Annotated in this window: 22 protein-coding genes; 13 read left to right on the forward strand and 9 right to left on the reverse strand. The window is 41.4% G+C overall.

The genetic code is table 11. The features are described from left to right. Positions 1-25: 25 nt before the first annotated feature. From rimO to OQX62_RS22550, 3 genes are read left to right on the forward strand one after another with little or no spacing between them, the layout of a single operon-like run. The gene (rimO, locus tag OQX62_RS22540; RefSeq protein WP_265833920.1) at positions 26-1360 is read left to right on the forward strand and encodes a 30S ribosomal protein S12 methylthiotransferase RimO; all 1335 of its coding nucleotides are present in this window, start codon (positions 26-28) and stop codon (positions 1358-1360) included. A 47-nt stretch (positions 1361-1407) separates the two neighbouring features. Next, a complete protein-coding gene (gene bshC, locus OQX62_RS22545; RefSeq protein ID WP_265833921.1) occupies positions 1408-2994 on the forward strand; it encodes a bacillithiol biosynthesis cysteine-adding enzyme BshC in 1587 nt (528 codons plus the stop codon). Positions 2995-3004: 10 nt separating this feature from the next. Continuing rightward, on the forward strand, positions 3005-4093 hold the full coding sequence (locus OQX62_RS22550; RefSeq protein ID WP_265833922.1) for an Ldh family oxidoreductase: 1089 nt from the start codon (positions 3005-3007) through the stop codon (positions 4091-4093). 538 nt (positions 4094-4631) lie between these two features. On the opposite strand, the gene lepB is transcribed toward OQX62_RS22550, so the two are convergent. From lepB to OQX62_RS22575, 5 genes are read right to left on the reverse strand one after another with little or no spacing between them, the layout of a single operon-like run. Further along, complete coding sequence (lepB, locus tag OQX62_RS22555; RefSeq protein WP_265833923.1) at positions 4632-5846, reverse strand: signal peptidase I; 1215 nt, start codon at positions 5844-5846, stop codon at positions 4632-4634. Positions 5847-5862: 16 nt separating this feature from the next. After that, complete coding sequence (gene dapB, locus OQX62_RS22560; protein ID WP_265833924.1) at positions 5863-6603, reverse strand: 4-hydroxy-tetrahydrodipicolinate reductase; 741 nt, start codon at positions 6601-6603, stop codon at positions 5863-5865. A gap of 45 nt (positions 6604-6648) precedes the next feature. Further along, a complete protein-coding gene (locus OQX62_RS22565) occupies positions 6649-7266 on the reverse strand; it encodes a DUF5683 domain-containing protein (protein ID WP_265833925.1) in 618 nt (205 codons plus the stop codon). Then, positions 7266-8201: a ParB/RepB/Spo0J family partition protein gene (locus OQX62_RS22570; protein ID WP_265833926.1), complete on the reverse strand. Its 936-nt coding sequence runs from the start codon at positions 8199-8201 to the stop codon at positions 7266-7268. The genes OQX62_RS22565 and OQX62_RS22570 overlap by 1 nt, the downstream gene beginning before the upstream one ends. Positions 8202-8210: 9 nt before the next feature. Beyond that, entirely contained in the window at positions 8211-9014 is an 804-nt protein-coding gene (locus OQX62_RS22575; protein ID WP_265833927.1) for a ParA family protein, read from the reverse strand. Between the two features lie 180 nt (positions 9015-9194). On the opposite strand from OQX62_RS22575, the gene OQX62_RS22580 reads away from it, so the two are divergent. Then, entirely contained in the window at positions 9195-9716 is a 522-nt protein-coding gene (locus tag OQX62_RS22580) for an NADPH-dependent FMN reductase (RefSeq protein WP_265833928.1), read from the forward strand. Between the two features lie 11 nt (positions 9717-9727). On the opposite strand, the gene OQX62_RS22585 is transcribed toward OQX62_RS22580, so the two are convergent. Continuing rightward, entirely contained in the window at positions 9728-10183 is a 456-nt protein-coding gene (locus tag OQX62_RS22585; protein ID WP_265833929.1) for a hypothetical protein, read from the reverse strand. Between the two features lie 46 nt (positions 10184-10229). Between OQX62_RS22585 and OQX62_RS22590 the strand changes: the two genes are divergently transcribed. Next, positions 10230-11861, forward strand: coding sequence for an ABC transporter substrate-binding protein (locus OQX62_RS22590; RefSeq protein ID WP_265833930.1), 1632 nt, complete (start codon positions 10230-10232; stop codon positions 11859-11861). A gap of 47 nt (positions 11862-11908) precedes the next feature. Here the strand turns inward: OQX62_RS22590 and OQX62_RS22595 are convergent, their stop codons facing one another. Both OQX62_RS22595 and leuS read right to left on the reverse strand, forming a co-directional pair. Beyond that, on the reverse strand, positions 11909-14356 hold the full coding sequence (locus OQX62_RS22595) for a TonB-dependent receptor domain-containing protein (protein WP_265833931.1): 2448 nt from the start codon (positions 14354-14356) through the stop codon (positions 11909-11911). A gap of 196 nt (positions 14357-14552) precedes the next feature. After that, on the reverse strand, positions 14553-17357 hold the full coding sequence (leuS, locus tag OQX62_RS22600; protein WP_265833932.1) for a leucine--tRNA ligase: 2805 nt from the start codon (positions 17355-17357) through the stop codon (positions 14553-14555). Between the two features lie 209 nt (positions 17358-17566). On the opposite strand from leuS, the gene OQX62_RS22605 reads away from it, so the two are divergent. From OQX62_RS22605 to OQX62_RS22640, 8 genes are all read left to right on the forward strand, one after another. Beyond that, positions 17567-18445: a cell division protein FtsX gene (locus OQX62_RS22605; protein WP_265833933.1), complete on the forward strand. Its 879-nt coding sequence runs from the start codon at positions 17567-17569 to the stop codon at positions 18443-18445. Beyond that, the gene (locus tag OQX62_RS22610) at positions 18445-18669 is read left to right on the forward strand and encodes a DUF3098 domain-containing protein (protein ID WP_265833934.1); all 225 of its coding nucleotides are present in this window, start codon (positions 18445-18447) and stop codon (positions 18667-18669) included. Before OQX62_RS22605 ends, OQX62_RS22610 begins: the two co-directional genes overlap by 1 nt. A 6-nt stretch (positions 18670-18675) precedes the next feature. Beyond that, on the forward strand, positions 18676-19470 hold the full coding sequence (locus tag OQX62_RS22615) for an undecaprenyl-diphosphate phosphatase (protein ID WP_265833935.1): 795 nt from the start codon (positions 18676-18678) through the stop codon (positions 19468-19470). A gap of 32 nt (positions 19471-19502) precedes the next feature. Further along, positions 19503-20249 carry a tRNA pseudouridine(55) synthase TruB gene (truB, locus tag OQX62_RS22620; protein WP_265833936.1) on the forward strand — a complete coding sequence of 249 codons (747 nt, stop codon included), beginning with the start codon at positions 19503-19505 and terminating at the stop codon, positions 20247-20249. Further along, positions 20242-21105, forward strand: coding sequence for a YitT family protein (locus tag OQX62_RS22625; protein ID WP_265833937.1), 864 nt, complete (start codon positions 20242-20244; stop codon positions 21103-21105). The genes truB and OQX62_RS22625 overlap by 8 nt, the downstream gene beginning before the upstream one ends. A gap of 10 nt (positions 21106-21115) precedes the next feature. Continuing rightward, positions 21116-22051, forward strand: a complete 936-nt coding sequence (locus OQX62_RS22630; RefSeq protein WP_265833938.1) for a bifunctional riboflavin kinase/FAD synthetase — start codon at positions 21116-21118, stop codon at positions 22049-22051. Between the two features lie 472 nt (positions 22052-22523). Continuing rightward, a complete protein-coding gene (locus OQX62_RS22635; protein ID WP_265833939.1) occupies positions 22524-24752 on the forward strand; it encodes a cation:proton antiporter in 2229 nt (742 codons plus the stop codon). A gap of 4 nt (positions 24753-24756) precedes the next feature. After that, positions 24757-25794, forward strand: coding sequence for a DUF2157 domain-containing protein (locus OQX62_RS22640; protein WP_265833940.1), 1038 nt, complete (start codon positions 24757-24759; stop codon positions 25792-25794). Between the two features lie 3 nt (positions 25795-25797). On the opposite strand, the gene OQX62_RS22645 is transcribed toward OQX62_RS22640, so the two are convergent. Beyond that, on the reverse strand, positions 25798-26421 hold the full coding sequence (locus tag OQX62_RS22645) for a LysE family transporter (RefSeq protein WP_265833941.1): 624 nt from the start codon (positions 26419-26421) through the stop codon (positions 25798-25800). Between the last annotated feature and the right edge of the window lie 2 nt (positions 26422-26423).

The raw sequence follows: 26423 nt of genomic DNA on the forward strand, positions 1-26423 counted from the left end.
AACATCAGCATCTATATACAACAATATGAACACAAAAACTGTCTCTAACATTATACCCGTTAAAAAACCGAAGATCAACGTAATTACCTTAGGCTGCTCTAAGAACATCTATGATTCTGAAGTTTTAATGGGGCAATTAAGAGGGAATAACTTAAGTGTTGTTCACGAGGCAAATGATATCAATAAGGACGACATCATTGTGATCAATACCTGCGGTTTTATTGACAATGCAAAACAGGAATCAATAGATACCATCCTCCAGTACAGTCAGCTGAAAGACGAAGGTAAAGTAGGTAAAGTAATCGTGACAGGATGTTTATCTGAGCGTTATAAACCGGAACTGGAAGCCGAGCTGACAAATGTTGATGCATTTTTTGGCACCAATGACCTGCAGAATATACTGCACTCCCTGGGTGCAAATTACAAACATGAATTAATCGGAGAAAGGTTACTGACAACCCCATCACATTTTGCTTATTTCAAAATCGCTGAAGGTTGTAACCGTCCCTGCTCCTTCTGTGCTATTCCATTGATGCGTGGTAAACACGTATCTACAGAAATGAATGCATTGGTACATGAGGCTAAAATATTAGCTGCGAACGGAACTAAAGAGTTGATTCTGATTGCGCAGGACCTTACCTATTACGGCCTGGATATTTATGGCAAACGTAATCTTGATGAGTTATTGAGAAGATTAGCTGATATCAACGGTATTGAATGGATCAGGCTGCAATATGCTTATCCTTCAGGTTTCCCTATGGAAATCCTGGATGCGATGAACGAGCGTGATAATATCTGTAAATATCTCGATATGCCATTACAGCATATCACAGACAACATGCTGAAGTCTATGCGCCGTGGAATTACCAAGCAAAAGACAATTGATATCGTTAACCAGATCAGGGATAAAGTTCCCGGAATCGCAATGCGTACCACATTAATCTGCGGATATCCGGGCGAAACTGAAAGAGATTTCGAAGAGATGTTACGCTGGGTAGAAGATACGCGTTTCGACAGATTAGGTTGTTTTACCTATTCTCATGAAGAAAAAACGCATGCACATAATTTAGTGGATGATGTGCCTGAAGAAGTGAAACAGGCACGTGTAGATGCTATCATGGAATTGCAGCAGGGCATTTCATTTGAGATTAACCAGGAAAAAGTAGGCCGGACTTACAAGGTACTGGTGGACCGTAAAGAGGGTGATTTCTTTATCGGCCGTACTGAATTTGACTCTCCGGAAGTAGATAATGAGGTGCTGATTGATGCGGCAACTGGTTATGCTGCAAACGGAACATTCGTTCAGGTGAAAGTTGACCGTGCGGAAGACTTTGATCTATATGGACAGATTGTAAAATAAAAGCTGGTGTTTGAAGAATTGTAGTTTATTAACTTAAATTCGTGGCAATGCAAGCCAAGTACATCTCTTATCAGCAAACAAATGCTTTTTCATCCATTGTATTGGATTACATCGGTGGAAAAGCTAAACTGGAGGACTTTTATAAGTACTCCCCTACTATTCAGGGCTTTGAAAAAGCTATTGCCGAACGAAAGTTTTCAGGTGACCGCGAATTACTGACCCGAACGCTGCAAAGACAGTATATGCATATTGAGCCCTCTGCTCTTGTGCTTTCCAATATCGCTTTATTAGCTGATGACCGTACCTTTACCATCACTACCGGTCATCAGCTCAATATATTTACAGGGCCTTTGTATTTTATCTATAAGATTGTTACGGCTATTAACCTGGCCAGGGATCTTAAAAAACAATTCCCTGATTACAATTTTGTTCCTGTTTACTGGATGGCCACAGAAGATCATGATTTTGAAGAAATCAATCATGTTAAACTGGAAGATAAAATGCTGACCTGGCAGAGTAAAGCTACTGGTGCAACAGGAAGAATCAGCACCAAAGATTTCACGGAAACACTGGTCGCCTATAAAGGTTTCCTTGGCATCAGCGGCAATGGAGATGAACTGGCAAAAAAGGTGGAAAAGGCCTATACCAATAACAAAAAATTAGCAGATGCCACCCGTGAACTGGTAGATTCACTATTCGGCGAGTATGGATTGATTTGTACTGACGCAGATGATGCCGCGCTTAAAGCCCAGTTTGCTCCTGTAATAGCGCAGGACATCCTGGAGCAGCATAGTTTTGAGCTGATCAATACAACCAGCAAAAGATTAGAAGAAAAAGGCTATAAACCGCAGGTAAATCCCAGGGAGATTAACTTCTTTTATATGGATGACAACCTTCGTGAGCGAATTGTACAGGAAGGTGAACTGTTCCAGGTGATGAATACGGAAATCAGCTTCACTAAAGACAGCCTGACAGCAGAAATAAAAAGCCATCCTGAACGCTTCAGTCCAAATGTGGTGATGCGACCTGTTTACCAGGAGATTATTCTTCCAAACCTTGCTTATATTGGTGGTGGTGCAGAAGTAACCTATTGGCTGCAGCTAAAGGCGAATTTCGACTACTATAAGGTTGCTTATCCTGTTCTTATCTTACGTAACTCGGCCATAGTAATTGATGAAAGAAGTGCCAGAAAAATGCAGATTCTTGATATCAGCGCGACCGACCTTTTCGATACAGACGAGCAGCTAAAGAATAAATGGGTAAAGGCACATGTGGGCGATTCCCTTTGTCTGGATGACGAGCAAAGAGCCATCAGAGCCGTGTTTGATCAGATCAAACTGAATTCTTATAAAATCGACAAAACACTTTCCCTCTCTGCAGAAGCGGCCAAAACAAAGAGCTTAAAGCTGGTCACCAACCTTGAAAAAAAGCTGCTGCGAGCCGAAAAAAGGAAACATACTACTTCTTTAGAACAAATCTCTCAACTCAAAAACAAATTGTTCCCATCCGGCGTCTTACAGGAACGTGTGTTAAATATAGCTCCCGTATATGTCCTCTATGGGGAAGACTTTATCAATAGTTTAGTGAGACACTTTAAACCGCTGGACCATAAATTCACCGTGATATACGCCTAACCCATCCATCATGATTTTCCACACTTTTACCGCAGCACACCTCAGGGCTTTTACAATCAATGTATTTATCAAAATGGGTTGCAGTACAACAGATGCTGAGCTGGCGGCGGACGTATTATTGAAATCAGATCTGCGCGGAATCGATTCGCATGGCGTAGCCAGGTTAAGTGGTTACGTACGTCTCTGGGAAAAGGAAAGGATTAATGCTACACCCAATATCCGGATAGTACATGAAACTGCTACTACAGCTACTGTAGACGGCGACGGAGGTCTCGGATTAGTGGTTGCCCCTTTCGCCATGAAAGTAGCTATCGAAAAAGCCGCAATATACGGCAGTGGCTGGGTAGCCGTAAAAAACTCTAACCATTTCGGCATCGCAGGATACCATGCCCTGATGGCCGTGGAGCAGGACATGATTGGTATCAGCATGACCAATGCAAGTCCGCTGGTAGCCCCTACCTATGCAAATGAAAGATTATTAGGTACCAACCCCATGTGTTATGCATTCCCTGCTGGCAAATATCCACCTGTAGTAGTAGACATGGCAACTGCCGCCGCAGCAAACGGTAAACTGGAAATTGCAAGCCGTGCCAATCAGCCTATTCCTGATGGCTGGGCACAAGATAAAGACGGCAAGGGCTCTACTGATCCCAATGAATTAAAATCTGGCGGATCCCTACTCCCTTTAGGCAGCGATAAAGATCACGGCAGTCATAAAGGATATGGATTAAGTGCAACAGTGGATATCTTATCAGCTGTGCTTTCAGGTGCAAATTACGGCCCCTGGGTGCCCCCTTTTGTTGCTTTCCTTGATCCACCCACGGATCCTGTAGGAGAAGGTATAGGTCACTTTTTAGGTGCAATGCGCGTTGATGGATTCCGTCCTGCAGCAGACTTCAAAGATCATCTTGATAACTGGATTGAGCGTTTTAAAAGCGCAAAGACAGTTGATCCTGATAAACATGTGATCATTCCTGGTGAACCTGAATATGCGTTTGAGCAGAAACGGTCTGTATCTGGGATTCCTTTAATTGATGTTGTAGTAGAGGATTTAAATGTGTTGGCAGATAAGTTAGGAATCGAAAGGCTTAAGGTATAAGATTTATCATTCATAGGTTTATTCTTCTTTGTTAAAAACCGGTAATTTATCTGGTGACTGGAATATTTGCCTGAAGGGGCAAACAATCCTAGGTCACCATACAAACAACCGATTTTTTTTAAGACCATCTAAAGTCCATCTCCAGACCCATAGTATCATCCAGCAATGAGCCTGGATTCTTTCCCATTAACGCCGAGCCGTAAAACAACCAATAGTAAATACCAGGAGCAAATATGCCGACTGTCAACCCGGATTCTTTCCGGTCAATAAACTATACACGCGCTAATTGCATATGCCAGCACCCAACAGTATCCCCGTTAATAGTAAGCGCCATATACTGCCAATAGCATAATGCGGTCGCTACCCGGATTTCCCCCATTAAGGTAGGCCACATGGGTATGCAATTTGCAAAGGATCTTCTTAAAAATAAAAAAGGTAAGCTATATACTGACCTAGGAGTGTTGCCTCTTCAGGCAATATTCCAGTCAGTATATAGCTTACCTTTTTTTATTTCAGGTAAAACCTTTTTATTGGATACCTAGTGGATACCCTTAAACAACCTGCTCCATCTGATTTTGCTAAAGAACGACCCGTCAGTATTGTAACTCATCCAGATGAACAGTGCTTTACCAACTACGTGGTCTTCCGGAACAAAACCCCAGTACCTTGAATCCAATGAATTGTGCCTGTTATCCCCCATCATCCAGTAATAGTTCATTTTGAAGGTGTAACTATCCGCTTTCTGACCATTGATCAACCAGCCATTACCAGATTTTTCCAGTTTATTTCCTTCATAAATTTCAATACACCTTTTATAGAATGGCATACTTAAACTATCCAGTTTTACAGTCCATCCCTTTTTAGGAATTCTTACCGGTCCCCAGTTATCTACATTCCATTTCAGCTGCGGGTTCTGAGGGAATAAGTCCGGCTCCGCAGCACCCGGTGCTGCAGTATGCATAGTTACCGAGCTAACGAAATCCAGTTTCTTCACTTCGGCCATAAGTTCCGGAGTAGCATTGAAGTTGTAAGTATCCTGCGAAACGGCGGTAATCTGTTTGGCAATTACAAAGCCCATATCTTCAAATAGCTGGAAGTTGACATCTGCACTTTTAAATTTGACCAGGTAATCCATCTGTCCGGTGCTTTTCATCGGCTCTGGTTTACCATTAACTGAAACCAGTCCGTTAGACATGCTCATTACATCACCACTGATCCCAATACAGCGTTTAATGTAATTCTCTCTTTTATCGACAGGTCTGCTCGTTACCGTGTATTGCGTATTAACGGCCTCATGCCCCAGTGCACGCACAAGTCCGTAATAATCACGGTCCTGCACCTCCAGTGCAACAGTATCACCTTCCGGGAAGTTGAATACCACAACGTCATTTCTTTTGATATCCTGTATTCCCGGTAACCTGCGGTACTTCCATTGGATACCATCATAATAAGCTTTTGTGCCCGTTACCGGCATCGTATGGTGTGCAAAAGGGAATGCTACCGGAGTCATAGGTATCCTGGCACCGTAGTTTACTTTACTCACAAACAGGAAGTCACCTACGAGCAATGATTTCTCCATGGATTCTGTTGGAATAGTATAGGCTTCGATAAAAAACACCCGGATTACTGTTGCAGCTATTACTGCAAAGACGATGGCATCAAACCATTCTCTGCTTTTAGTTTTTTTCTTTTTGGGCTGGGTCGGCTGCGTAGATAAGCTTTCCTTATCTTTTTGCCTGAACTTCCAATTCATATGTTATGCTGTTATGTTATTTAAAATTAAAGATATCAGTTATATTATAAAATCCCTGTTTGTTTTGCAGCCATTCTGCGGCGACTACCGCGCCAAGCGCAAATCCTGCACGGCTGTTAGCCGTATGTTTTAATTCGATTTCATCCACTTCAGAACTATATACTACAGTGTGGGTACCAGGGATATTCTCAATTCTCTCCGAAGCGATCAGCAGCTGATCCTTTTTCATGACTTCCGTCAGTCCTTGTCCGGATAATTCATTGATCCATTCTGTTTTGCGGTCCAGATTTTCAATAATACCTTCCGCAATGGTCATTGCTGTACCACTAGGGGCATCCAGCTTCTGTGTATGGTGGATCTCTTCTACCTGTACATCGTATGCCGGATAATTATTCATCATTTTTGCAAGCACTTCATTGATATGAAAGAAGAGGTTCACGCCAATACTGAAATTAGAGCCGTAAAGTAAAGTATGATTTCCCTGCAGGCATTCATTCTTGATTTCCTGCAGCTGGCCGTACCAACCTGTAGTACCTACAATCAAAGGAACATTGGCTTCGAAGCAGGTATAAATGTTTTTAATTGCGGCATCAGGAAGACTGAAATCTATAGCGACGTCCGCTTTTCTTAAATTTGAAACTGTGAGTTCATCCAGGTTTGTACTTCCAATTTTCAGGACAACTTCATGCCCCCTTTCCATCGCAAAACGCTCGATAATCTGACCCATTTTACCGTAACCGATTAAAGCTATGTTCATTTTTGTTCTTTTAATAAATATTAATTTTATACATCCCGGTCATCTCTATAATCTGAATGCCAGCTTAAGCCCCGGTGTAGAGGAATGAAAACCATACATATAGCTGGAATTGATGACTGTCGGCGAAAGTTTAACGCCAAGGTCATTTCCTATATCAAAGTATTTTAAGCGTGCATCGATATAAGCCTCTACAATGTTCACTGCATACAGCGCTGCAAAAGAAATGATAATCACTTGTTTATTTCTTCTGAAAACATCCTTTGCAGTAATCAGTCCGGCAGTATTGGAGAACCCGGCCAATGAACTTTCAGGGTTGGGAAAGCCATTTGCCTGACGAAACTGGATCTCATCCAGGTACAAATGATAATTTTTATTGTTATCAATAAAGGAAAGTGCAAGTAAAGTTCCCCCGGTATAGATTGCAGCAACTTTGAGTCCGCGGTAAACTGTCAGCCCGTTTCCTACCTGTCCCCATCCAGGTATCATTGCAGAGCGCAATGCAGCCTTTCTGCCTGCTATTTTACCATAATTAACATAAGCAGCAGTATCGGCCTTTGCAGGTGTCCGCTTAAGGCTGTCGCCCTTCACTGTAAATTTCTCCTGTCCCTTCACTACAGCCGCAGTAAAAAGGAGGAAAATCGATAACCATAAGATTTTTGGCATTACCAGTCTAATAATTCTAATATTCTGCTCAGGTCATCATCAGAAACAAAAGGTATCTCAATTGCTCCTTTTCCATTTTCCCCGACCTTTAATTTAACTTTAGTCGCAAACCTTGATGCCAGATCTTTTTGCAGTTTCTGATATTCGAAAGAAACGCCAACAGACTGTTTGGCAGCTTTAGGCTTCAGTTGCAGGCTATTGATACTTCTTACCAGTTCTTCCACTTTTCTAACAGACAAACCCTTGTCGATGATCTCCTGATGAATAAACAGTTGTTTCTCCACTTCTTCCACATTGATTAAGGCACGTGCATGCCCCATCGATATTTTCTGATCGCGAATAGAGATTTGTATCACCGGCGGTAATTTCAGCAAGCGAAGGTAATTCGTCACAGTTGACCTGTTTTTCCCTACACGCTCACTCAATTGCTCCTGCTTCAGGTTACATTCTTCCAGCATGCGCTGGAAACTGAGCGCAACCTCAATCGCGTTTAAGTTTTCACGCTGAATATTTTCTATCAGTGCCATTTCCAGCATTTGCTGGTCGTTAGCACTCCGTATATAAGCCGGAATTTCAGTTAATCCTGCTAATTTCGATGCTCTTAAACGACGTTCACCTGAAATCAGCTGGTATTTACCCTGCTCCCCGTTCCTTACGGTTATCGGCTGGATCAAACCCTGTATCCGAATAGAATCTGCCAGTTCATTCAATGCTACCTGATCAAATTCAGTTCTTGGCTGATAAGGGTTGGTTTCAATATCACTGATTTTGATATGGCCTGTATTGCTGGTAGCAACTGTACTTTCCTGTTTTGGTCGCTGGTCTGTTTCAAGAGCGGAATTTATCCCGCTTTTAGGAGCATGTACAGCATCACTGTCATCTAGAAGCGCACTTAATCCTCTGCCTAAACCTGTTTTTCGCTGAAAAGATGTCATGATTTATGTTTAAATTTTCGCAGTTGTTAAACCTTCAGTTTCTTTGACCATACCATTTTTACGAACAATCTCGCGCGCAAGATTCAGGTAATTGATGGCGCCTTTACAGTTGGCATCATGCATAATAACAGATACGCCGTAACTTGGTGCTTCACTTAAGCGTGTATTTCTCTGAATAATTGTTTCGAAAACAAGGTCCTGGAAATGTGTCCGCACCTCTTCTACTACCTGATTAGACAAACGCAACCGGACGTCATACATGGTCAAAAGGATACCTTCAATTTCCAGTTCGGGATTTAATCTGTTCTGAACGATCTTGATTGTATTTAACAATTTGCCTAATCCTTCCAGTGCAAAATATTCACACTGCACGGGTATAATCACAGAATCCGCAGCGGTAAGCGCATTGATTGTAATTAAGCCCAGTGATGGAGAACAATCAACGATGATAAAATCATACTGATCTTTAATTTTCTCCAGAACGGCTTTCATTTTATATTCCCTGTTGGTCAGGTTGATCATCTCGATCTCCGCACCCACAAGATCGATGTGTGCAGGCAACAGATCAAGATTAGGCGTTTCAGTTTTCTGAATTGCTTCAGAAGGCTCTATATCATTAATGATGCACTCATAAATGCTGTTCTTAATATTTCTTGGATCAAACCCAATACCTGAGGTTGAATTGGCCTGAGGATCAGCATCTACTAATAAAGTTCTGTATTCTAATACGGCCAGACTGGCGGCTAAATTTATGGATGAAGTTGTTTTACCTACGCCACCTTTCTGGTTTGCCAATGCAATAATTTTACTCATTTATTTTTATAATAATTACCAATTATATCCCTGAGAATTTGTGAACTAGATTTCATTATCAAAAAACGTTATTTTTGCCCTATATTTAGGGCTTTTTAACGATTAGCTAAGATACAAACTTAATGACAATATTGTTGTTAAAGACTTATTGTTTTGAACATCTTATTAACAATTCCTTACATGGTTACCATTATCTCCGGAACAAACAGGCCTAATAGCAATACGCTTAAAGTAGCGAAATATTATCAGGAAACATTAGCGAAAAAAGGATTGACAACCAATCTGTTGAGCATGGAAGAGCTTCCCGATGATTTGATTGTTTCAGATTTGTATGGAAAACGTTCTCCTGAATTTGAAAGCATACAGGAACTAATGACGGCATCTGCCAAATTCGTTTTCATTATTCCGGAATATAACGGCAGTTTTCCTGGTGTGCTGAAAACCTTTATTGATGCCTGCACCTTTCCTGACAGCTTTTATGAGAAAAAAGCATGTCTTGTGGGTATCTCCTCAGGCAAATATGGAAACATCCGTGGAATAGACCATTTTGGTGGTGTATGCAGCTATCTGCACTTAAATGTACTGCCTTTACGCATCCACATTCCAGCCATAAAAACTGAACTGGATGAAAATAATGCGTTTTTTAAAGAGGATACTTTGAAATTTACAGATAGCCAGATGGATAAATTTATTGCTTTCTAAAGCAATGTTTCCTATACCACGAAACCGGTCCAGTTTGTTCCCTCATTACCGAATATAAAATACCCGGGATAAAGCATTTCCACTACATCCTCTAGTGTATTGACGAAATGTTCCGGATCACTCATATAAGCAGACTGGTCGTCCATAATATAAACTCTTTTAAACTTCACCGCTGGCCATTCCTCATTTAAAAGAGAAGGGACAATACCCATCATTTCCAGCATGCCTGTCCTGGATTCATGGTAAATAATGACCTGCGCATCCATTACCTCCTGCTTCAGATCGCCACCAGCAGATTCCATCACTACATTGAGCAGGCTGCTTGGGTTATTGAAACTGTCCAGTACAATCACAGGAATCTTATCCATAAACTTTATCTTATGCAGGATTATATCTACGCGTTCCTGAAGCTCTTCACGCAGTTCTTCATCCTCAACATTATTTATAATCGCATTTAAAAAAGACATAGCATTTAATTTTATTACTTTGTGCAAAAATAGGATTCCTTAACTGATGCCTCTAATTAATAAAAATATTTTTTTTGCTTTATGCATCATCGCCCTCTGTGGCTGTAAAAACACGACAGAAAATAACGGCAAAAAGGTTTTCACACTGAATTTTGACCAGAGCCTGACCACACTTGACCCTGCATTTGCACGTAATCAGCCTGCTATATGGATGATCAACCAGATTTTTAACGGGCTGGTGCAGGTTGATGAACAGCTGAACGCGGTACCCTGTATTGCCAAATCATGGGAAGTCGCCGGAGATGGTCTCAATTATACTTTTCACCTTCGTAATGATGTATTCTTCCATAATGATCCGCTTTTTAAAAATGGAAAAGGCAGGAAAGTCATTGCGGCCGATTTTGTCTATAGTTTTAACCGGCTGATAGATCCGAAAGTAGCGTCTTCTGGTGGCTGGATCTTTAGCGACAAGGTAAAAGATGTGCATAATTTCATTGCGGTGAATGACTCTACATTTCAGGTCCGTTTAACCAAACCTTTTCCGGGTTTCCTCAACCTGCTGACTACACAATATTGCAGCGTTGTGCCCAAAGAAATCATAACATATTACGGAAAAGATTTCAGGAGCCACCCCATTGGCACCGGCCCTTTTAAGTTTAAATACTGGAAAGAAGAAGAGATCCTGGTATTGCTTAAAAATGAAAATTACTGGGAGAAAGATGGTAATACCAGGCTCCCCTATCTGGATGCCGTTAAAGCTTCATTCATTAGTGACAAGCAAAGTGCCTTCATGAATTTCATTAAGAAAGACCTGGACTTCTTCAACAGTGTGGATGGCAGTTACAGGGATGATATCCTGACCAAAAGCGGTCATATGACCAGCAAGTACAAAGGTAAGTTTCAGCTGATCAAAGGTCCGTATCTGTGTACTGAATACCTCGGGATATTGGTCGACACCACACAGTCTATCGCCAAAAATTCCCCGCTGAAATACAAAAAAGTAAGACAGGCCATCAACTACGGCATTGATAAAGCGAAACTGATTAAATATTTAAGGAACAGTATTGGTGTACCCGCTACTTCAGGCTTTGTGCCAAAAGGTATGCCCGGCTTTGACAGCGCAGTGGTGAAAGGATATAACTATGATCCGGCAAAGGCTGCAGCACTGTTGAAAAGTGCAGGTTTCCCCAATGGAAAAGGGATGTCTGAGCTTACATTGACTACCTCTACAACTTACAAAGATCTCATAGAATTTATCCAGGGAGAATTAACCGCTTTAGGTATCAGGGTTAAAGTAGATGTTGCACCCAGCGCAAGTTTGCGTGAGTTGATGTCTAAGAATGAAGTAAACTTCTTCAGAGGGTCATGGATTGCCGACTTCCCCGATCAGGAAAACTACCTTTCTGTATTTTATTCGAAAAACAAAGTGCCATTCGGACCGAATTATACCGGATATTTTAATAAGGAATTTGACCGCTTACTGGAAAGTACATATTTTGAAAGAGATTTGAAGAAGCGCAATGCGATATTCAGGCAGATGGATAATATGGTCATTGAAAATGCTTCGATAGTACCGATCCTGTACGATCAGTCTGTGGTTATGCTGCAAAACAACATCAGCGGTTATCCGATCAATCCCCTCAGCCTGATGATCCTTAAACGGGTAAAGAAGAAATAAATAAGGCCCGCAGATAAACGGGCCTCATCATTAAATATATGCTTTTATTATTGCTGTTTCGGTATCCCGCCACCGCCACCCATTCCACCACCACTGGTTTCATCAGGTTTTAGATCGTCGTTATTGATTCCTTTTTTCTTTTTAGCAGCTGCATTAAAGTTCATTTTACCAAACTTATAACTGAAGTTCACACCAAAAGAACGGATTGGATAGTAGATATTGGTACTCTGCAGGAAGTTAACATTACCATTTTCTTCAATCCCCCTATTTTCTGTTTTGATATGCAGATCACGTGCAAATACATTGAACACATTAATACCAACTGTAGCTTTCTTTTTCATGATATCCTTTTTCACCGCTCCACCATAAAAATACATCGCACCTGTTGTTCCCTGGAACGTTCTTTTGGGGCCGACATTCACACCAAACAACTCTGTATTCCAGCCACCTTTGAAAGCGATAGCCGAGCGTAGAAATAAGGTATAATTTACATTCAGTCCGGTGCTCACATTCGTCTGCACATTTTTCACATCATAGGTATTTACACTGACGTTAGACATTAATGTCCATTTGGGCGTAGGATTATAAGAAGCGAATACATTACCACCAAAAGATTTATTGGTACCAATATTATAATAAGAAGTCAGCTTCTGGTCCTGATCATACAAACTTTCAATTACGTCTTTCGTTTCCCTGTAAAAAACAGATGCGGTAATCATCGAACCCTTGATAAAAGTAGAATAACCCAATTCAATCAAATCACTGATTTCAGGACTTAAGTTAGGATTACCCTGCTGCTGATTTTCCGGGTCATTTCTATTTAAAAACGGGTTCAGATAAGTCAGACTTGGTCGCTGCATCCTCTTATTGTAACTCAGTTTTAAGCTGGAATTATTTTTCAGTGTTTTCGAAATGATAGCACTTGGAAACAAGTTAAAATAGTCGTTGTTAAAGTTTAATGAAGTACCAGAAACGCCAGTGATATTTGTGTATTCAGCTCTTAATCCACCTTTAAAATCGATCGTCTTAGCCAGCTTAAAACTCATCACGCCATAAGCAGCAGCTACATCCTGGTTATAATCAAAATCCTGCTCACTGCTTTCATACTTACTTTTAATATCTCTGAAGATCCCTTTTACCCCTGTTTCCAGCTTCACATCTTTGCTAAAAGGATAAGTATAATCTGCCTGGGCAGTGTATTCGTTATTCTTTCCTGTATTGTCGCCAATGATCGGCACAGAGCTGCTGCCATTCGGCAAAATGATTACTGAGTTAAATTCAGTCGTATTTCTGCCAAAACTAGCCTGACCGGACAAAGTAAACTCTTCGCCTTCTTTTTTTGTTGTTCTTCTATAATCTGCACTCCAATCCACATTGTTGGAACCCACATCATTTTTAGACGTACGCATATAATTTGTCGTTGCATCCTGCAGCCTGCTCAATACATTCAGACTTCCGTCAGACCCGTTGGAGAAATCGGTATATTTTACATTCGTTGATAAGCTATTGTAGCCATTGATATCGTAATCCAGACCAAAACCACCGTTGAAGCTATACCGTTTAGCACGTGTATATCCTATCTGGCTCAATGAAGTATTGTTTGTATAATCATCATTCAACAGTTCCACCCGCGTATCCTGCGGAATGGCATACTGGCCGCCAAAGTTTGAAGTGAAACCCAGTCTCCCCTTTTTTGCATTCAGACTAAAATTGCCATTATTCTGTCGTGTACCCGCAGCAATACTTGCATTTCCATTAATCCCCTGCGCGGTCTTCTTTTTAGTGATGATGTTGATAATTCCGCCGGCACCTTCTGCATCATATTTTGCTGAAGGACTCGTGATGACTTCCACACTTTTAATCTCTTCTGCAGGAATCATCTTCAGTGCATCAGCAACACTATTAGACATGGTTCCGGAAGGTTTACCGTTGATCAGTACCCTTACCGCAGCTCCACGAAGAGAAGGGTTTCCATCAATGTCTACCGTAACCATCGGTACTTTACGCATTACATCACCTGCATTACCACCAGCAGTAGTCACATCCTGTTCAGCATTATAAACCATTCTGTCAATCTTGTTTTCTACCATAGGTGTGGCGCCCACAATGGCCACTTCTTTCAGGTTACTCTCTGTGCCAACCATATAAATAGTGCCCATATTGATATCCGGCTTTTCAGCTGTTGTTTTTACTAATACGGATTTGCTTTTATAACCCATAAAGCCAATTGAAAGCTTATACTGATCTGGTGCAACGTTCTGTAAGGTGATTTTCCCTTTGGCATCGGTTACCGCACCATTAACAGATTTGCTGTCTTTAATTCTGATTAGGGAAACTGTAGCATAATCAACTGGTGATTTTGTGGCGGAATCCAATATGATTGCCGTGATCCGGCCCGTTATGGTGATTTTTGGTGCTCCTCCACCCATAGGAAACTGGGCTTTTGTACTGAGTGCACATCCGAATAGTAGAAATAAAAATAAAATACGTTTCATAATAAGGTAATAGTTGTTGGTAATAGTTGCTTCATTAGTCTGCGCAAATTACTTTTTGTTACGGCACTCCAGAAATAGTTTCTGATCACTTGTAATAAAAAGCCGGCAAATTGCAGCAATTGACCGGTAGAAAAAATGCCCTGCTATTTTAGCAGGGCATTATACAGGAATATGATGAGATAATAAATACGAGATATTAAACTACGATATTTACAATTCTGCCTTTTACTACAATCACTTTTTTAGGCGTTTTTCCTTCCAGATATTTCTGCACCTGCTCATCAGCCAATACCAAAGCTTCAATTTCAGCAGCTTCAAGTGTCAGGCTCAAATTCAGGTTTGTCCTGGTTTTTCCATTTACAGAAACCGGGTAACTGAATTCATCTTCCACCATGTATGAAGGGTTGAACTCAGGATAGGCAGCATGAGAAATGCTTTCTTTGTTGCCTAAGAGCGACCACAGTTCTTCAGTAATATGCGGTGCATAAGGAGAAAGAACGATCACTAAATCCTGAAGAATAGCTCTCTTGTTACACTTCAAATCAGTCAGTTCATTCACCGCAATCATAAAACTGGATACAGATGTATTGAAAGAAAAACGCTCCACATCATCCTGTACTTTTTTAATAATCTTATGGAGCGCCTTTAACTCAGCTTTTACCGGTGCGGCATCACTTACGTTGAACTCCCATTGATCATTATGGAATAATCTCCAGAATTTACGCAGAAATTTGAATACGCCTTCAATACCATTGGTATTCCATGGTTTGCTTTGCTCCAGCGGACCTAAAAACATCTCATACATCCTTAATGTATCGGCACCATAGCTGTTGATCAGCACATCAGGATTAACGACGTTGAATTTGGATTTAGACATTTTCTCTACTTCCACACCACAGATATACTTTCCGCTCTCGAGTATGAATTCGGCCTCTGCAAACTCAGGTCTGAACAGTTTGAACTTTTCTATATTCAAAATCTCGTTCTCCACGATATTTACATCCACATGTAATGCAGAAGTTTTATACTGACTTTTCAGTCCGTAAGATACCAGGGTATTCAATCCCCTGCCCTCTTCATCAATAACCCGGTACACAAAATTACTTCTGCCCTGGATCATTCCCTGGTTGATCAGTTTTTTGAAAGGCTCTTCCTCGTTTACATAACCCAGATCTTTCAGGAACTTATTCCAGAAACGACTGTATAACAAGTGACCAGTAGCATGTTCTGAACCACCAATATATAAATCCACATCTTTCCAATAGGCAATTGCTTCTTTGGAAGCGAATGCGTTTTTATTCTGTGAGTCCATATAACGGTACCAGTACCAGCTTGAACCTGCCCAACCCGGCATCGTACTCAGCTCATAATTGTACTGTTGTTCGTAACTCCAGCCATCGGCCCTGCCCAGTGGCGGTTCTCCGCTTTCTGTTGGCAGGTATTTATCTACCTCAGGCAATAACAATGGCAATTCTTCTTCTTTGATTAAATAAGGCAGGCCATCCTTAAAATAAACAGGTATAGGTTCTCCCCAATAGCGCTGGCGACCAAAAATTGCATCCCGCATGCGGTAATTGATTTTAGCCTTGCCCACTTTTTTATCTTCCAGCCAGGTATTCAAAGTGTCCACAGCTTCCTTGTAGTCCATTCCATTGATGAAACCGGAGTTAATATAAGCCCCTTCTTTGGTCGCATCTGCCTGTATGTCTATATCTTTCTGTCCGTCCAGGATCTGCACAACAGGTAAATTGAAATGTTTCGCAAATAACCAGTCGCGCTGGTCACCACTAGGCACGCCCATTACCGCACCAGTTCCATAACCCGCCAGCACATAATCAGCAATCCACAACTGTACACGTTCGCCACTTACAGGATTAATCACATAAGTTCCCGTAAATGCACCGGATACTGTTTTTGTATCCGCCATACGGTCAAGCTCCGATTTCTTTTTGGTCTGTGCGATATAATTTTTAATATCGTTCTCTTGTTCCGGAGTCGTCAGAACACTCACCAGCTCATGCTCCGGAGCCAGGACTAAATAGGACACACCAAATATTGTGTCTACACGCGTAGTAAACACTTCTATATTATCTGCCGGCAAAGCAGCTGCACCAGGTACTGTCTCTATGGTGAAACGTACACTTGCGCCAACACTCTTACCAATCCAGTTGCGTTGCATTTCTTTTACCGGCTCTGGCCAGTCGATCGTATTCAGTCCCTGCAGCAATCGCTCTGCATAAGCAGAAATCCGCATGCTCCACTGCATCATTTTTTTCTGTTCAACAGGATGACCTCCGCGTTCAGAAAAACCTTCTTTAACTTCATCATTTGCCAATACCGTTCCCAATGCCGGGCACCAGTTTACTGTACTTTCACGCAAATAAGTTAAACGGTATTTAAGCAGCTCTGCCTGTTTCTCCTCATGGGTCATTGCTGCCCAGTCAGACGGCATAAAGGATTTCACCTCTTCATCACAGACAGCTTTCACATCAGCGCTGCCCGCAGCGTTAAACTTTTCGATCAGCGTGGTGATATCTTCCGCTCTGTCCGTTTCCAGGTTATACCAGGAATTGAACAGCTGCATAAAAATCCACTGCGTCCATTTGTAATAATCAGGTTCAGAAGTGCGTACTTCCTTGCTCCAGTCGAACGAAAACCCGATCTGATCCAGCTGCCTGCGGTAGGTATTGATATTGACCTCCGTGGTTAATGCCGGATGCTGACCAGTTTGAATAGCATATTGTTCTGCTGGCAATCCAAATGAATCGTATCCCATAGGATGCAAAACATTGAAGCCTTTTAATCTTTTGTATCTTGAAAATATATCTGAAGCAATGTAGCCGAGCGGGTGGCCCACATGTAAACCTGCACCTGATGGATAAGGAAACATATCCAGTACATAAAACTTAGGTTTAACAGTATCTTTCTCTGCTTTAAATGTTTGGTGCTCTGCCCAGAACGCTTGCCACTTCTGCTCTATTTCTTTAAATTGGTAATCCATTACAGCTCTTCTCTTTGTATACGGCGAAAATAAAGAAATAAAGGGTGTTTCAGAAAGGTTATGGAAAGAAATTAGGTTTTAAGGAACTATTTCAAACAGTTTCCCGTTCTGATTACATCAGGCCCACACAATATTTAGGCATTTATATCTGTCATATTTTATATTTAGTTGCTTATATTTTTTAATTTCGCAAAACATAAATGAACAACATGGAAGAATTTGAAGTTAGCGATGCTTCTAAAAAGACAAAAACAATTTATATCTCTACTATATTTAGTATTACATTGGTTTTGTTAATGCTTGGTATACTGGGTTTAATACTCGTACACGCCAAGAACCTGTCTAACTATGTGAAAGAAAATATAGTACTGAATATCATTGTGGATGAAGGCGCCAAAGAAGCTGATGTGCTGCAGTTCCAGAAAGAGCTCAATGCAAATCCGGCGGTAAAACAGACACAGTATGTGAATAAGGAGCTGGCAGCAAAAAACCTGACCCAGGATTTGGGTGAGGATTTCGTTAACTTTTTAGGTTACAACCCCTTGCTTTCTACTGTTGACGTTTACCTGAAGGCAGATTATGCAAATAATAAAAGTATTGACGCCCTGAAAGCAAACCTCAGTAAAAACCCTGTTGTTAAAGAAGTGATCTATCAAAGTTCATTGATAGACATGGTGAATAAAAATATCAATACCATAGGTTTGATTGTTCTGGGCTTCGCAGCAATACTTTTGGTGATCTCTATTGCATTGATCAATAACACCATTCGTCTGGCTATCTTCTCACAGCGTTTTCTTATCAAGAGCATGCAGTTAGTGGGCGCTACAAAAAACTTTATCCGCAAGCCTTTCATCTTACTGGCTATGCTGCATGGATTAATTGCTTCATTTATTGCAATTATCATTTTATTAGGACTGTTATATTACGCACAGAAAGAGATTCCGGAAATTGTAATCCTGAGAAATTATACTGAATTTGGATTTGTACTGCTGTTCTTAGTCGGCACAGGAATCCTGATCACTGCACTGAGCACAACTTTTGCAGTAAGCAAATATTTACGTTTAAAAATTTACGATCTTTATAGATAATGATTGAAAAGAAAGCATCTCCTGCAAGTCAGGACTCCAAAAACGAATTGGTTTTTACAAAGAAGAATTACCAGTTGCTGATTATCAGCATTGCCATCGTAGTCTTCGGATTTATTCTGATGATTGGTACTACAGACATCTACGATGTACGTAAGACGCTGATTGCACCTATGACTGTTTTATTTGGTTTTGGATTCGGCGTATATGCCATCCTGAAAAAATAACAGCGCATGAATTTCTTCCAGACCATTGTTCTCGCTATTATTGAGGGACTAACAGAGTTTTTGCCTGTTTCTTCAACAGGGCACATGATTATTGCCTCTTCCTTTATGGGCATTGCTACAGATCCTTTTGTGAAATTATTTACGATAGTGATCCAATTGGGCGCAATACTCTCTGTAGTAGTACTCTATTTCAAACGTTTTTTTCAGTCTATCAATTTTTACCTGAAGTTATTCGTTGCCTTTATACCTGCCGCGATTTTCGGCTTTCTGTTGAGTGATAAGATTGATGAATTGCTGGAAAGTCCCCTCACTGTAGCCGTATCATTGGTTGTTGGCGGAATAATCCTTCTTTTTGTTGATAAATGGTTTAATCAGCCCACTATTCACGAGGAAAAAGAAATCACTTTTCTTACCGCATTTAAAATTGGTCTTTTTCAATGTCTTGCCATGATACCTGGTACATCAAGATCAGGAGCAAGTATAGTAGGCGGTATGTCTTTAAAACTCAGCAGAAAAGTAGCTGCAGAATTCTCCTTCTTCCTGGCCGTACCCACTATGGTGGCTGCAACAGGTAAAAAACTGCTGGACTTCTATAAAGAAGGTCATACGATTTCGCATGACCAGATCCAGTTGCTTGCAGTGGGTAATATTGTTGCCTTCATCGTAGCATTACTGGCTATCAAAAGCTTCATCGGCTACCTCAACAAAAATGGATTCAAGCTATTTGGCTGGTACCGCATCATTGCTGGTTTGATCATTATTGCATTATTACAAAGCGGACACAACCTGCAAATAATTTAATGCGTAAATTGCAGCTTATTTAGATTACCGTTTTGAGTATAGAAAAATTACAGGAAAGAGCCTTCGATTTTGCTGAAGGAGAATTGTTGCTGATCAACAAACCCTACAAATGGACAAGTTTTGACGTTGTAGGAAAAATCAGAAATTCCCTGAAACCACAGAAACTAAAAGTTGGCCATGCAGGTACGCTTGATCCCCTCGCTACCGGGCTGCTGATCCTTTGCACCGGGAAGATGACCAAACAAATTGACACCTTTCAGGCAGAAGACAAAGAATATACAGGTACCATGATTATTGGTGCAACTACTCCCTCCTTTGATATGGAAACAGTAGTAGATGCTGAATTCCCTTATGATCATATCACTGATGAGGATATCTACGCCGCCGTAAAACCATTCACAGGTGATATTCAGCAATACCCGCCGGCACACTCTGCAGTAAAAGTTAATGGAGAACGTTTATATGTAAAAGCACGGAGAGGTGAAGAACAGGAATTAAGATTGCGTTTCGTTACCGTGAATATATTTGAAATCACCAGGATCGCCTTACCGGAAATTGATTTCAGGATCGCCTGCAGTAAAGGTACCTATATCAGGTCGCTCATCTCAGATTTTGGTAAACACCTCAATAGCGGCGCATACCTCTCTAAGTTGACCCGGACAAGAAGTGGTGATTTTCTGCTTGAAAATGCTTTTGAAGTAACGGATCTGGTTGATTATCTTCGTAAAAAGAGAGAAGAGGCCGCAGCAGTACGCATAGCAGAAAGCAACAATGCATAATCAAATCAAAAATAAAAACTATCAGTACATCAAAGACTTTGTACTCATTGCCTGCGGAATTGTTTCTGCCTGTTTTGGTTTGAAGAGCTTTTTAATGCCCAGTGAATTCATTGACGGAGGAGTTACGGGAATATCACTGCTGATCAGCACGCTGACCGAATTCAAATTATCTTACCTGATCCTGATCATCAATATCCCTTTTGTTATTCTCGGATACAAACAGATCGGAAAAACTTTTGCTGTTAAAACGGCTCTGGCTATAGCTACACTGGCCCTCTTCCTGATCATTTTACCTTTCCAGCCGGTAACGCACGACAAATTACTGATTGCCTTTTTTGGCGGCTTTTTTCTGGGTGGCGGTATTGGTCTGGCCATGCGCGGTGGCTGTGTAATTGATGGAACGGAAGTCCTTGCGCTCTACCTGAGCAGGAACAGTACTTTTACAGTCGGTAATATTATCCTGATCCTGAATATCCTGATCTTTGCTATTGCAGCGATCTTCCTGGGTGCTGTTACGGCAATGTATGCTATCCTCACTTATTTGTCTGCTTCAAAAACGATTGACTTTGTGGTGAACGGCCTGGAGCAATATATCGGGGTAACGATCATCTCTGAGAAAAAAGACGAGATCAAAGAATTCCTGATCAGCAATATGAAACGTGGTGTAACGATCTATAAGGGTGAAGGCGGTTATGGGGAGAAAAAAGATATTGATATTTTATATACAGTACTAACAAAGCTGGAAATCGGCAAACTACAAACTGAACTCAGACAAATCGATCCCGATGCTTTTGTGGTGCAGCAGCAGATTGCAGACATTAAAGGCGGAGTTGTTAAGCGTCATTCCTTACATTAATCTTAGCGTTTTGAAAATATATAATCAACTGTCGGAATTTGAACGGCTGGATAATGCAGTAGCCACTATCGGAACTTTCGACGGCGTCCATTTCGGACATCAGAAAATCATTAAACGCCTGTGTGAACTGGCAAAATCTACCGGAGGCGAAAGTGTAATTCTTACTTTTTTCCCACATCCGCGTCTGATCATTGATCCTGAGAACCAGGACCTGAAAATGATCAATACGATTGAGGAGAAAGCGGAAATACTGGCTGGTCTTGGTGTGGACCACCTCATCATCACTCCCTTTACGAGAGACTTCTCTAATATGAGTGCTGCTGATTACATTGAGCATGTCCTGGTTCAGAAAATAGGCATTAAACAGCTGATTGTAGGTTATGACCATCGATTTGGTAAAGACCGGACAGGTGGCACAAAAGATTTACTGGCCTACTCCAGGGTGTATGGTTATGAGATTGAAGAAATTGGCGAACAGGATATCAATGATGTGGCTGTCAGTTCTACTAAAATCAGGGAATCTTTAATCAACGGTGATGTTGCGCTGGCAGCAGAATACCTTGGTTATCACTTTTCTTTATATGGACCGGTAATTAAGGGCGACAAAATTGGTCGCACGATAGGCTATCCGACAGCAAATATATTTGTAGAACAGCCTTATAAACTGATTCCTTCTGATGGTATCTATGCGGTAACGGTAAAAATGGATACGGCTGTATATAAAGGTATGGCCTATATTGGTCGCCGACCAACCATTAATGGAATGACAAGAAATATTGAGGTCAATATCTTTGATTTTGATCAGGAGATTTACGGACAGTATATCAAAATGGAGTTCCTTGAATTTCTGCGCCATGATGTAAAATTTACTGGCCTGGAAGACCTGAAAATACAACTCAAAAAAGATAAAGAGGATACATTAGCCTACTTCGCTAAACGGGCTTAGCGGATTTAAACCGCCGCCGGCATTTTAAAAAGCACCTTATTTTTGTATATTTACAACAATGAGATGCTTTTTAACGATTATTTCTTTACTCTTTATTACGCAATCATGCTTTGCAAAAAAGCCTGCGGATAGCCCTGCGCTATATCTCCCTGCCGGCAAAAAAGTAAATTCCTTATTTACAAAGCTGTTTACTCATTCCGGTGCTGCAGAAAAATCAAATTTCTGTGAGGACTATTTTGAACATCCTACGTTAATACACCAGTTACTTAAAAAACCAGTCATCTCCTGCCTGCAGTTATTTAGTCGGACAGAAAATAACCAGCAACTCACCTCAGGCATCAAATGTTATGCTGAGGCGCGTCGGTTCAGCTATGATTTTATCTATAAATGTTTATTTCCAAAACATGTTTTCTGGTAGTGTGCGCACACGCTGAATTAAAACATCCGATTTACAATTTACATTTAAGACGCTATGCAACATCTACCCGTATTAATTACTGATTTAGGTTTAATACTCGCAGCCGCAGGGATCACTACCCTTATATTCAAAAAAATCAAACAGCCCCTTGTACTGGGCTATATACTCGCCGGACTCCTGGTGGGGCCTAATATTGACTTCTTCCCAACTGTTACTGACAACGAAAGCATCAGCATCTGGGCAGAAATTGGTGTGATCTTTTTACTCTTCAGTCTGGGCCTGGAATTCAGTTTCAAAAAACTTGTCAAAGTAGGCGGATCCGCCTCCATAACCGCTATCGTTGAAGTTGTTTTTATGCTGCTGATCGGCTTTATTGCCGGTAAAGCAATGGGCTGGTCCAATATGGACAGTATCTTCCTGGGTGGTATTTTATCGGTTTCTTCCACTACTATCATTATTCGTGCTTTTGAAGAACTCGGCGTAAAACATAAGAAATTTGCAGGTCTGGTATTTGGCGTGCTCATTGTGGAAGACCTTGTGGCCATCCTCCTTTTAGTGCTGCTTTCGACCCTGGCCGTCAGCCAGCAATTTGCTGGTCCTGAAATGTTCATGTCCATCCTCAAACTGGGTTTCTTCCTGGTACTCTGGTTTATCGGCGGAATATTCCTGGTACCCACATTTTTAAAGGCTACACGCAAGCTGATGAACGATGAGACGATGCTGATTGTTTCATTGGCGTTATGTCTCATTATGGTTTTACTGGCGGTACAGGTAGGCTTTTCAGCTGCACTGGGCGCTTTCATCATGGGATCAATCTTAGCCGAGACTACACAGGCAGAAAGAATTGAACACCTTACTAAATCAGTAAAAGACCTCTTCGCAGCAGTATTCTTTGTTTCCGTAGGGATGCTGATCAAACCAGAGGTATTGGTAGCATACGCAGTGCCGATTCTGGTGATTACATTAGCTACTGTTGCCGGTAAATTCCTGAGTTCAGGTTTAGGCGCTTTACTCTCCGGTCAGCCCCTGAAAACCTCAGTACAAACAGGCTTAAGTCTGGCGCAAATCGGGGAGTTCTCTTTTATTATTGCTACGCTGGGCTTAACCCTGAAAGTGACCAGTGATTTTCTCTATCCTATTGCAGTGGCAGTTTCAGCTATTACCACTTTCACCACGCCTTACCTCATCAAGGCCTCTGAACCTTTTTATCTTTTTATAGAACGTAACCTGCCCAAATCATGGGTAGCGGCCATCAACAGATATAGCTCCAGCACCGCGGGTATTACTACCCTGAGCGACTGGAAAGTTTTACTGAAAGCCTATACTTTTAATACCATCATCCACTCCGTGATCCTCATTGCGATGATCTTTTTAAGTTCCAGGTATGTGCAGCCATTTATTACCTCCCATATTATTAATGGAAACAAAGGCAGTATTATCAGTCTGGTAGTTTCCTTAGTCTTAATGGCACCTTTCTTATGGGCACTGGCCATCAGAAGAATGGAGCCGAAAGCTTATTCCCATTTATGGCTGAATAAAAAGTATACCCGCGGACCACTGATTTCACTGGAAGTATTAAGGATTGGCCTGGCCATTTTTGCGGTATGTTTTTTAATCTTTCAATTCTATAATACCTGGATTGCCATGACGATCGCACTGGCCATCATCATCACCGGCATGATCGTATTCTCACGTAAATTGCAGGCATTTTATGACAGGCTGGAAAACCGCTTTCTGTATAACCTGAATGCACGTGAAACGCAAAATGCACAACCCGAAATTCTGCCATGGGACACCCACCTTGCAGAGCTGATCGTAGCACCAGAATCCAGACTGGTAGGAAAAACTTTAATAGAACTCGCTGTAAGAGAAAAATATGGCGTAAATATTGCGCTGATCGAGCGTGGAAAAATGATGATCCCGACCCCTGGAAGGGATGAGCGGTTATACCCGAATGATAAAGTCTTGGTCATCGGTACAGATGACCAGCTGGCAGCTATTAAAGAACTGTTTGAAGGATCCACTGAAGAGCATAAAGAGACTGATTTTCCCAAAAAGGATATGATGTTACAGAAGATTGTTATCAACAGCAACTCTCCTGTTTTTGCACAAACGATCCGGGATTCGGGCATCAGGGAAAAAACACAGGGATTAGTAGTGGGGATTGAAAGGCAGGGCAACCGCATTCTTAATCCCGACTCCAGTTTTGTGTTCGAGAATGAAGATATCGTGTGGATTGTAGGAAATAATAAAAAGATACCTGATTTACTGAAGAAAACATAAAGCAATGAAGATTGACCAGGAGAAGAGTGATTTTTTAGAAGAGATGCTGCAGCATTGGCAGGAAGAACAACTCTTGTCGGAAGATGACGTAAAAAGATTACAGGGGAGTTACGAGGCTAAGTCTTTCGACTGGCGCCGGCTTGCCCAATATTCTTTCTGGATCGCAATGGCCTGTGGTGTCATATCACTGGGCGCCTTGCTGGTTGACAATCAGATTCTGGATTACCTCCGGAAACTTTATGATACCCCTGATGGGATGATCAGCCTGCTTTCTGCAGCTGCTGCTGCGCTGCTTTACTGGTTGAGCTTCAAGCGAAGAAAGTCGCTGCCAATGGAAATATTCAGTAATGATGCCATTATTTTCACTGCAGTAATGCTCACCGCAAATGCGATAGCCTATCTCGGGAAAGCGATAGACACCGGAGGCACTCATTTTTCCCTGCTCATCCTCTTCTCCGTATTTATATATGCCATACTGGCAAACATTTTTAAATCACGGCTCATCTGGATTTTTGTACTCATTTCTCTTGGCGCCTGGTTTGGTACAGAGACGGGTTATCTTTCAAGAGGCAATCTCTACTTCCTGGGGATGAATTATCCATTAAGGTTTGTGCTGTTTGGCCTTGTGCTCACCCTGGTTTCCCTGCTCTTAAGGAAAGTAAAGGCTTTTGACTATTTTTACCAGACCACCTACGTGAGCGGAATGTTATATCTTTTTGTCTCCTTGTGGCTGCTTTCCGTATTCGGAAACTTCGGCACATTGGATCAATGGTACGGCATCAAACAGATCAGTCTCTTCTACTGGGCCATCATATCAGCAGTAGTTTGTGTAATCAGCATCCTGGCGGGATTGAAATACAGAGATGATATATCCAGAGAATTTGGTATCACTTTTCTTTTCCTGAACCTCTATACCCGGTATTTTGAGTATTTCTGGGATAGCTGGCATAAGGCGCTTTTCTTTTGTGTACTTGCCGCTTCATTCTGGTTTATTGGTCGCAGGGCCGAGAAGATCTGGAATGTAGAGTTCCTTAAGAAATAACTACTACCCTTTAATCAGATAAATATAAGCCAGTTTACAAATGTGGTAACCTGACAAAGCAAAGAATAACATTGCAATCCCCTTGTTGACGGTATAATTATTCAGCGTAAATTTTGTTTGAATATAAGCGGCAAATCTGGCAAAGCCATATAAGGTCAGGGCTGCTCCTATTCCTGAACCTATACTAAAGACACTCAGTGATAAGTAACCGGTATTGATCCACTCATGTGAGATTAAGTAGGTCCCCACAAATAACCAGTAAGGAATCTGCATCGGGTTAAGTACCCCGAGCAGCATTCCGTATCTTATACTATCTTTTTTGGAATAATCTTCTTTAGGCATCTCTTTTCTTGATCTCCAGGTCATCACCCCCAGTACAAGGAAAACCAAAATCATCACTGCATCTATGATATTCCCTAGTTTAATCTCACTGGAAAGCCACTGTACAAAACGCATCACTCCAAAAGTGAACAACATCTCTACTGCTGAAAAAGCAAAGATGAAATAAAGCGCCTGTTTGATCCCCCTGTTGATGGTGAGCTGAACAACAGTAAGGTTAATATTTCCCGGAGGAATATAACCTATTGAATTTAAGATCAATCCCAGGAAAAGAGTTAAAAAAAGCATGG

The organism is Pedobacter sp. MR2016-24, from assembly GCF_026239655.1.
In the GTDB taxonomy this organism is placed as follows: Bacteria; Bacteroidota; Bacteroidia; order Sphingobacteriales; family Sphingobacteriaceae; genus Pedobacter.

Bases quoted from the DNA above. Each gene is read 5' to 3' on its own strand.
- rimO (WP_265833920.1), top strand. From the start codon at position 26: ATGAACACAAAAACTGTCTCTAACATTATACCCGTTAAAAAACCGAAG.
- bshC (WP_265833921.1), top strand. From the start codon at position 1,408: ATGCAAGCCAAGTACATCTCTTATCAGCAAACAAATGCTTTTTCATCC.
- OQX62_RS22550 (WP_265833922.1), top strand. From the start codon at position 3,005: ATGATTTTCCACACTTTTACCGCAGCACACCTCAGGGCTTTTACAATC.
- lepB (WP_265833923.1), bottom strand. From the start codon at position 5,846: ATGAATTGGAAGTTCAGGCAAAAAGATAAGGAAAGCTTATCTACGCAG.
- dapB (WP_265833924.1), bottom strand. From the start codon at position 6,603: ATGAACATAGCTTTAATCGGTTACGGTAAAATGGGTCAGATTATCGAG.
- OQX62_RS22565 (WP_265833925.1), bottom strand. From the start codon at position 7,266: ATGCCAAAAATCTTATGGTTATCGATTTTCCTCCTTTTTACTGCGGCT.
- OQX62_RS22570 (WP_265833926.1), bottom strand. From the start codon at position 8,201: ATGACATCTTTTCAGCGAAAAACAGGTTTAGGCAGAGGATTAAGTGCG.
- OQX62_RS22575 (WP_265833927.1), bottom strand. From the start codon at position 9,014: ATGAGTAAAATTATTGCATTGGCAAACCAGAAAGGTGGCGTAGGTAAA.
- OQX62_RS22580 (WP_265833928.1), top strand. From the start codon at position 9,195: ATGGTTACCATTATCTCCGGAACAAACAGGCCTAATAGCAATACGCTT.
- OQX62_RS22585 (WP_265833929.1), bottom strand. From the start codon at position 10,183: ATGTCTTTTTTAAATGCGATTATAAATAATGTTGAGGATGAAGAACTG.
- OQX62_RS22590 (WP_265833930.1), top strand. From the start codon at position 10,230: ATGCCTCTAATTAATAAAAATATTTTTTTTGCTTTATGCATCATCGCC.
- OQX62_RS22595 (WP_265833931.1), bottom strand. From the start codon at position 14,356: ATGAAACGTATTTTATTTTTATTTCTACTATTCGGATGTGCACTCAGT.
- leuS (WP_265833932.1), bottom strand. From the start codon at position 17,357: ATGGATTACCAATTTAAAGAAATAGAGCAGAAGTGGCAAGCGTTCTGG.
- OQX62_RS22605 (WP_265833933.1), top strand. From the start codon at position 17,567: ATGGAAGAATTTGAAGTTAGCGATGCTTCTAAAAAGACAAAAACAATT.
- OQX62_RS22610 (WP_265833934.1), top strand. From the start codon at position 18,445: ATGATTGAAAAGAAAGCATCTCCTGCAAGTCAGGACTCCAAAAACGAA.
- OQX62_RS22615 (WP_265833935.1), top strand. From the start codon at position 18,676: ATGAATTTCTTCCAGACCATTGTTCTCGCTATTATTGAGGGACTAACA.
- OQX62_RS22625 (WP_265833937.1), top strand. From the start codon at position 20,242: ATGCATAATCAAATCAAAAATAAAAACTATCAGTACATCAAAGACTTT.
- OQX62_RS22635 (WP_265833939.1), top strand. From the start codon at position 22,524: ATGCAACATCTACCCGTATTAATTACTGATTTAGGTTTAATACTCGCA.
- OQX62_RS22640 (WP_265833940.1), top strand. From the start codon at position 24,757: ATGAAGATTGACCAGGAGAAGAGTGATTTTTTAGAAGAGATGCTGCAG.
- OQX62_RS22645 (WP_265833941.1), bottom strand. From the start codon at position 26,421: ATGCTTTTTTTAACTCTTTTCCTGGGATTGATCTTAAATTCAATAGGT.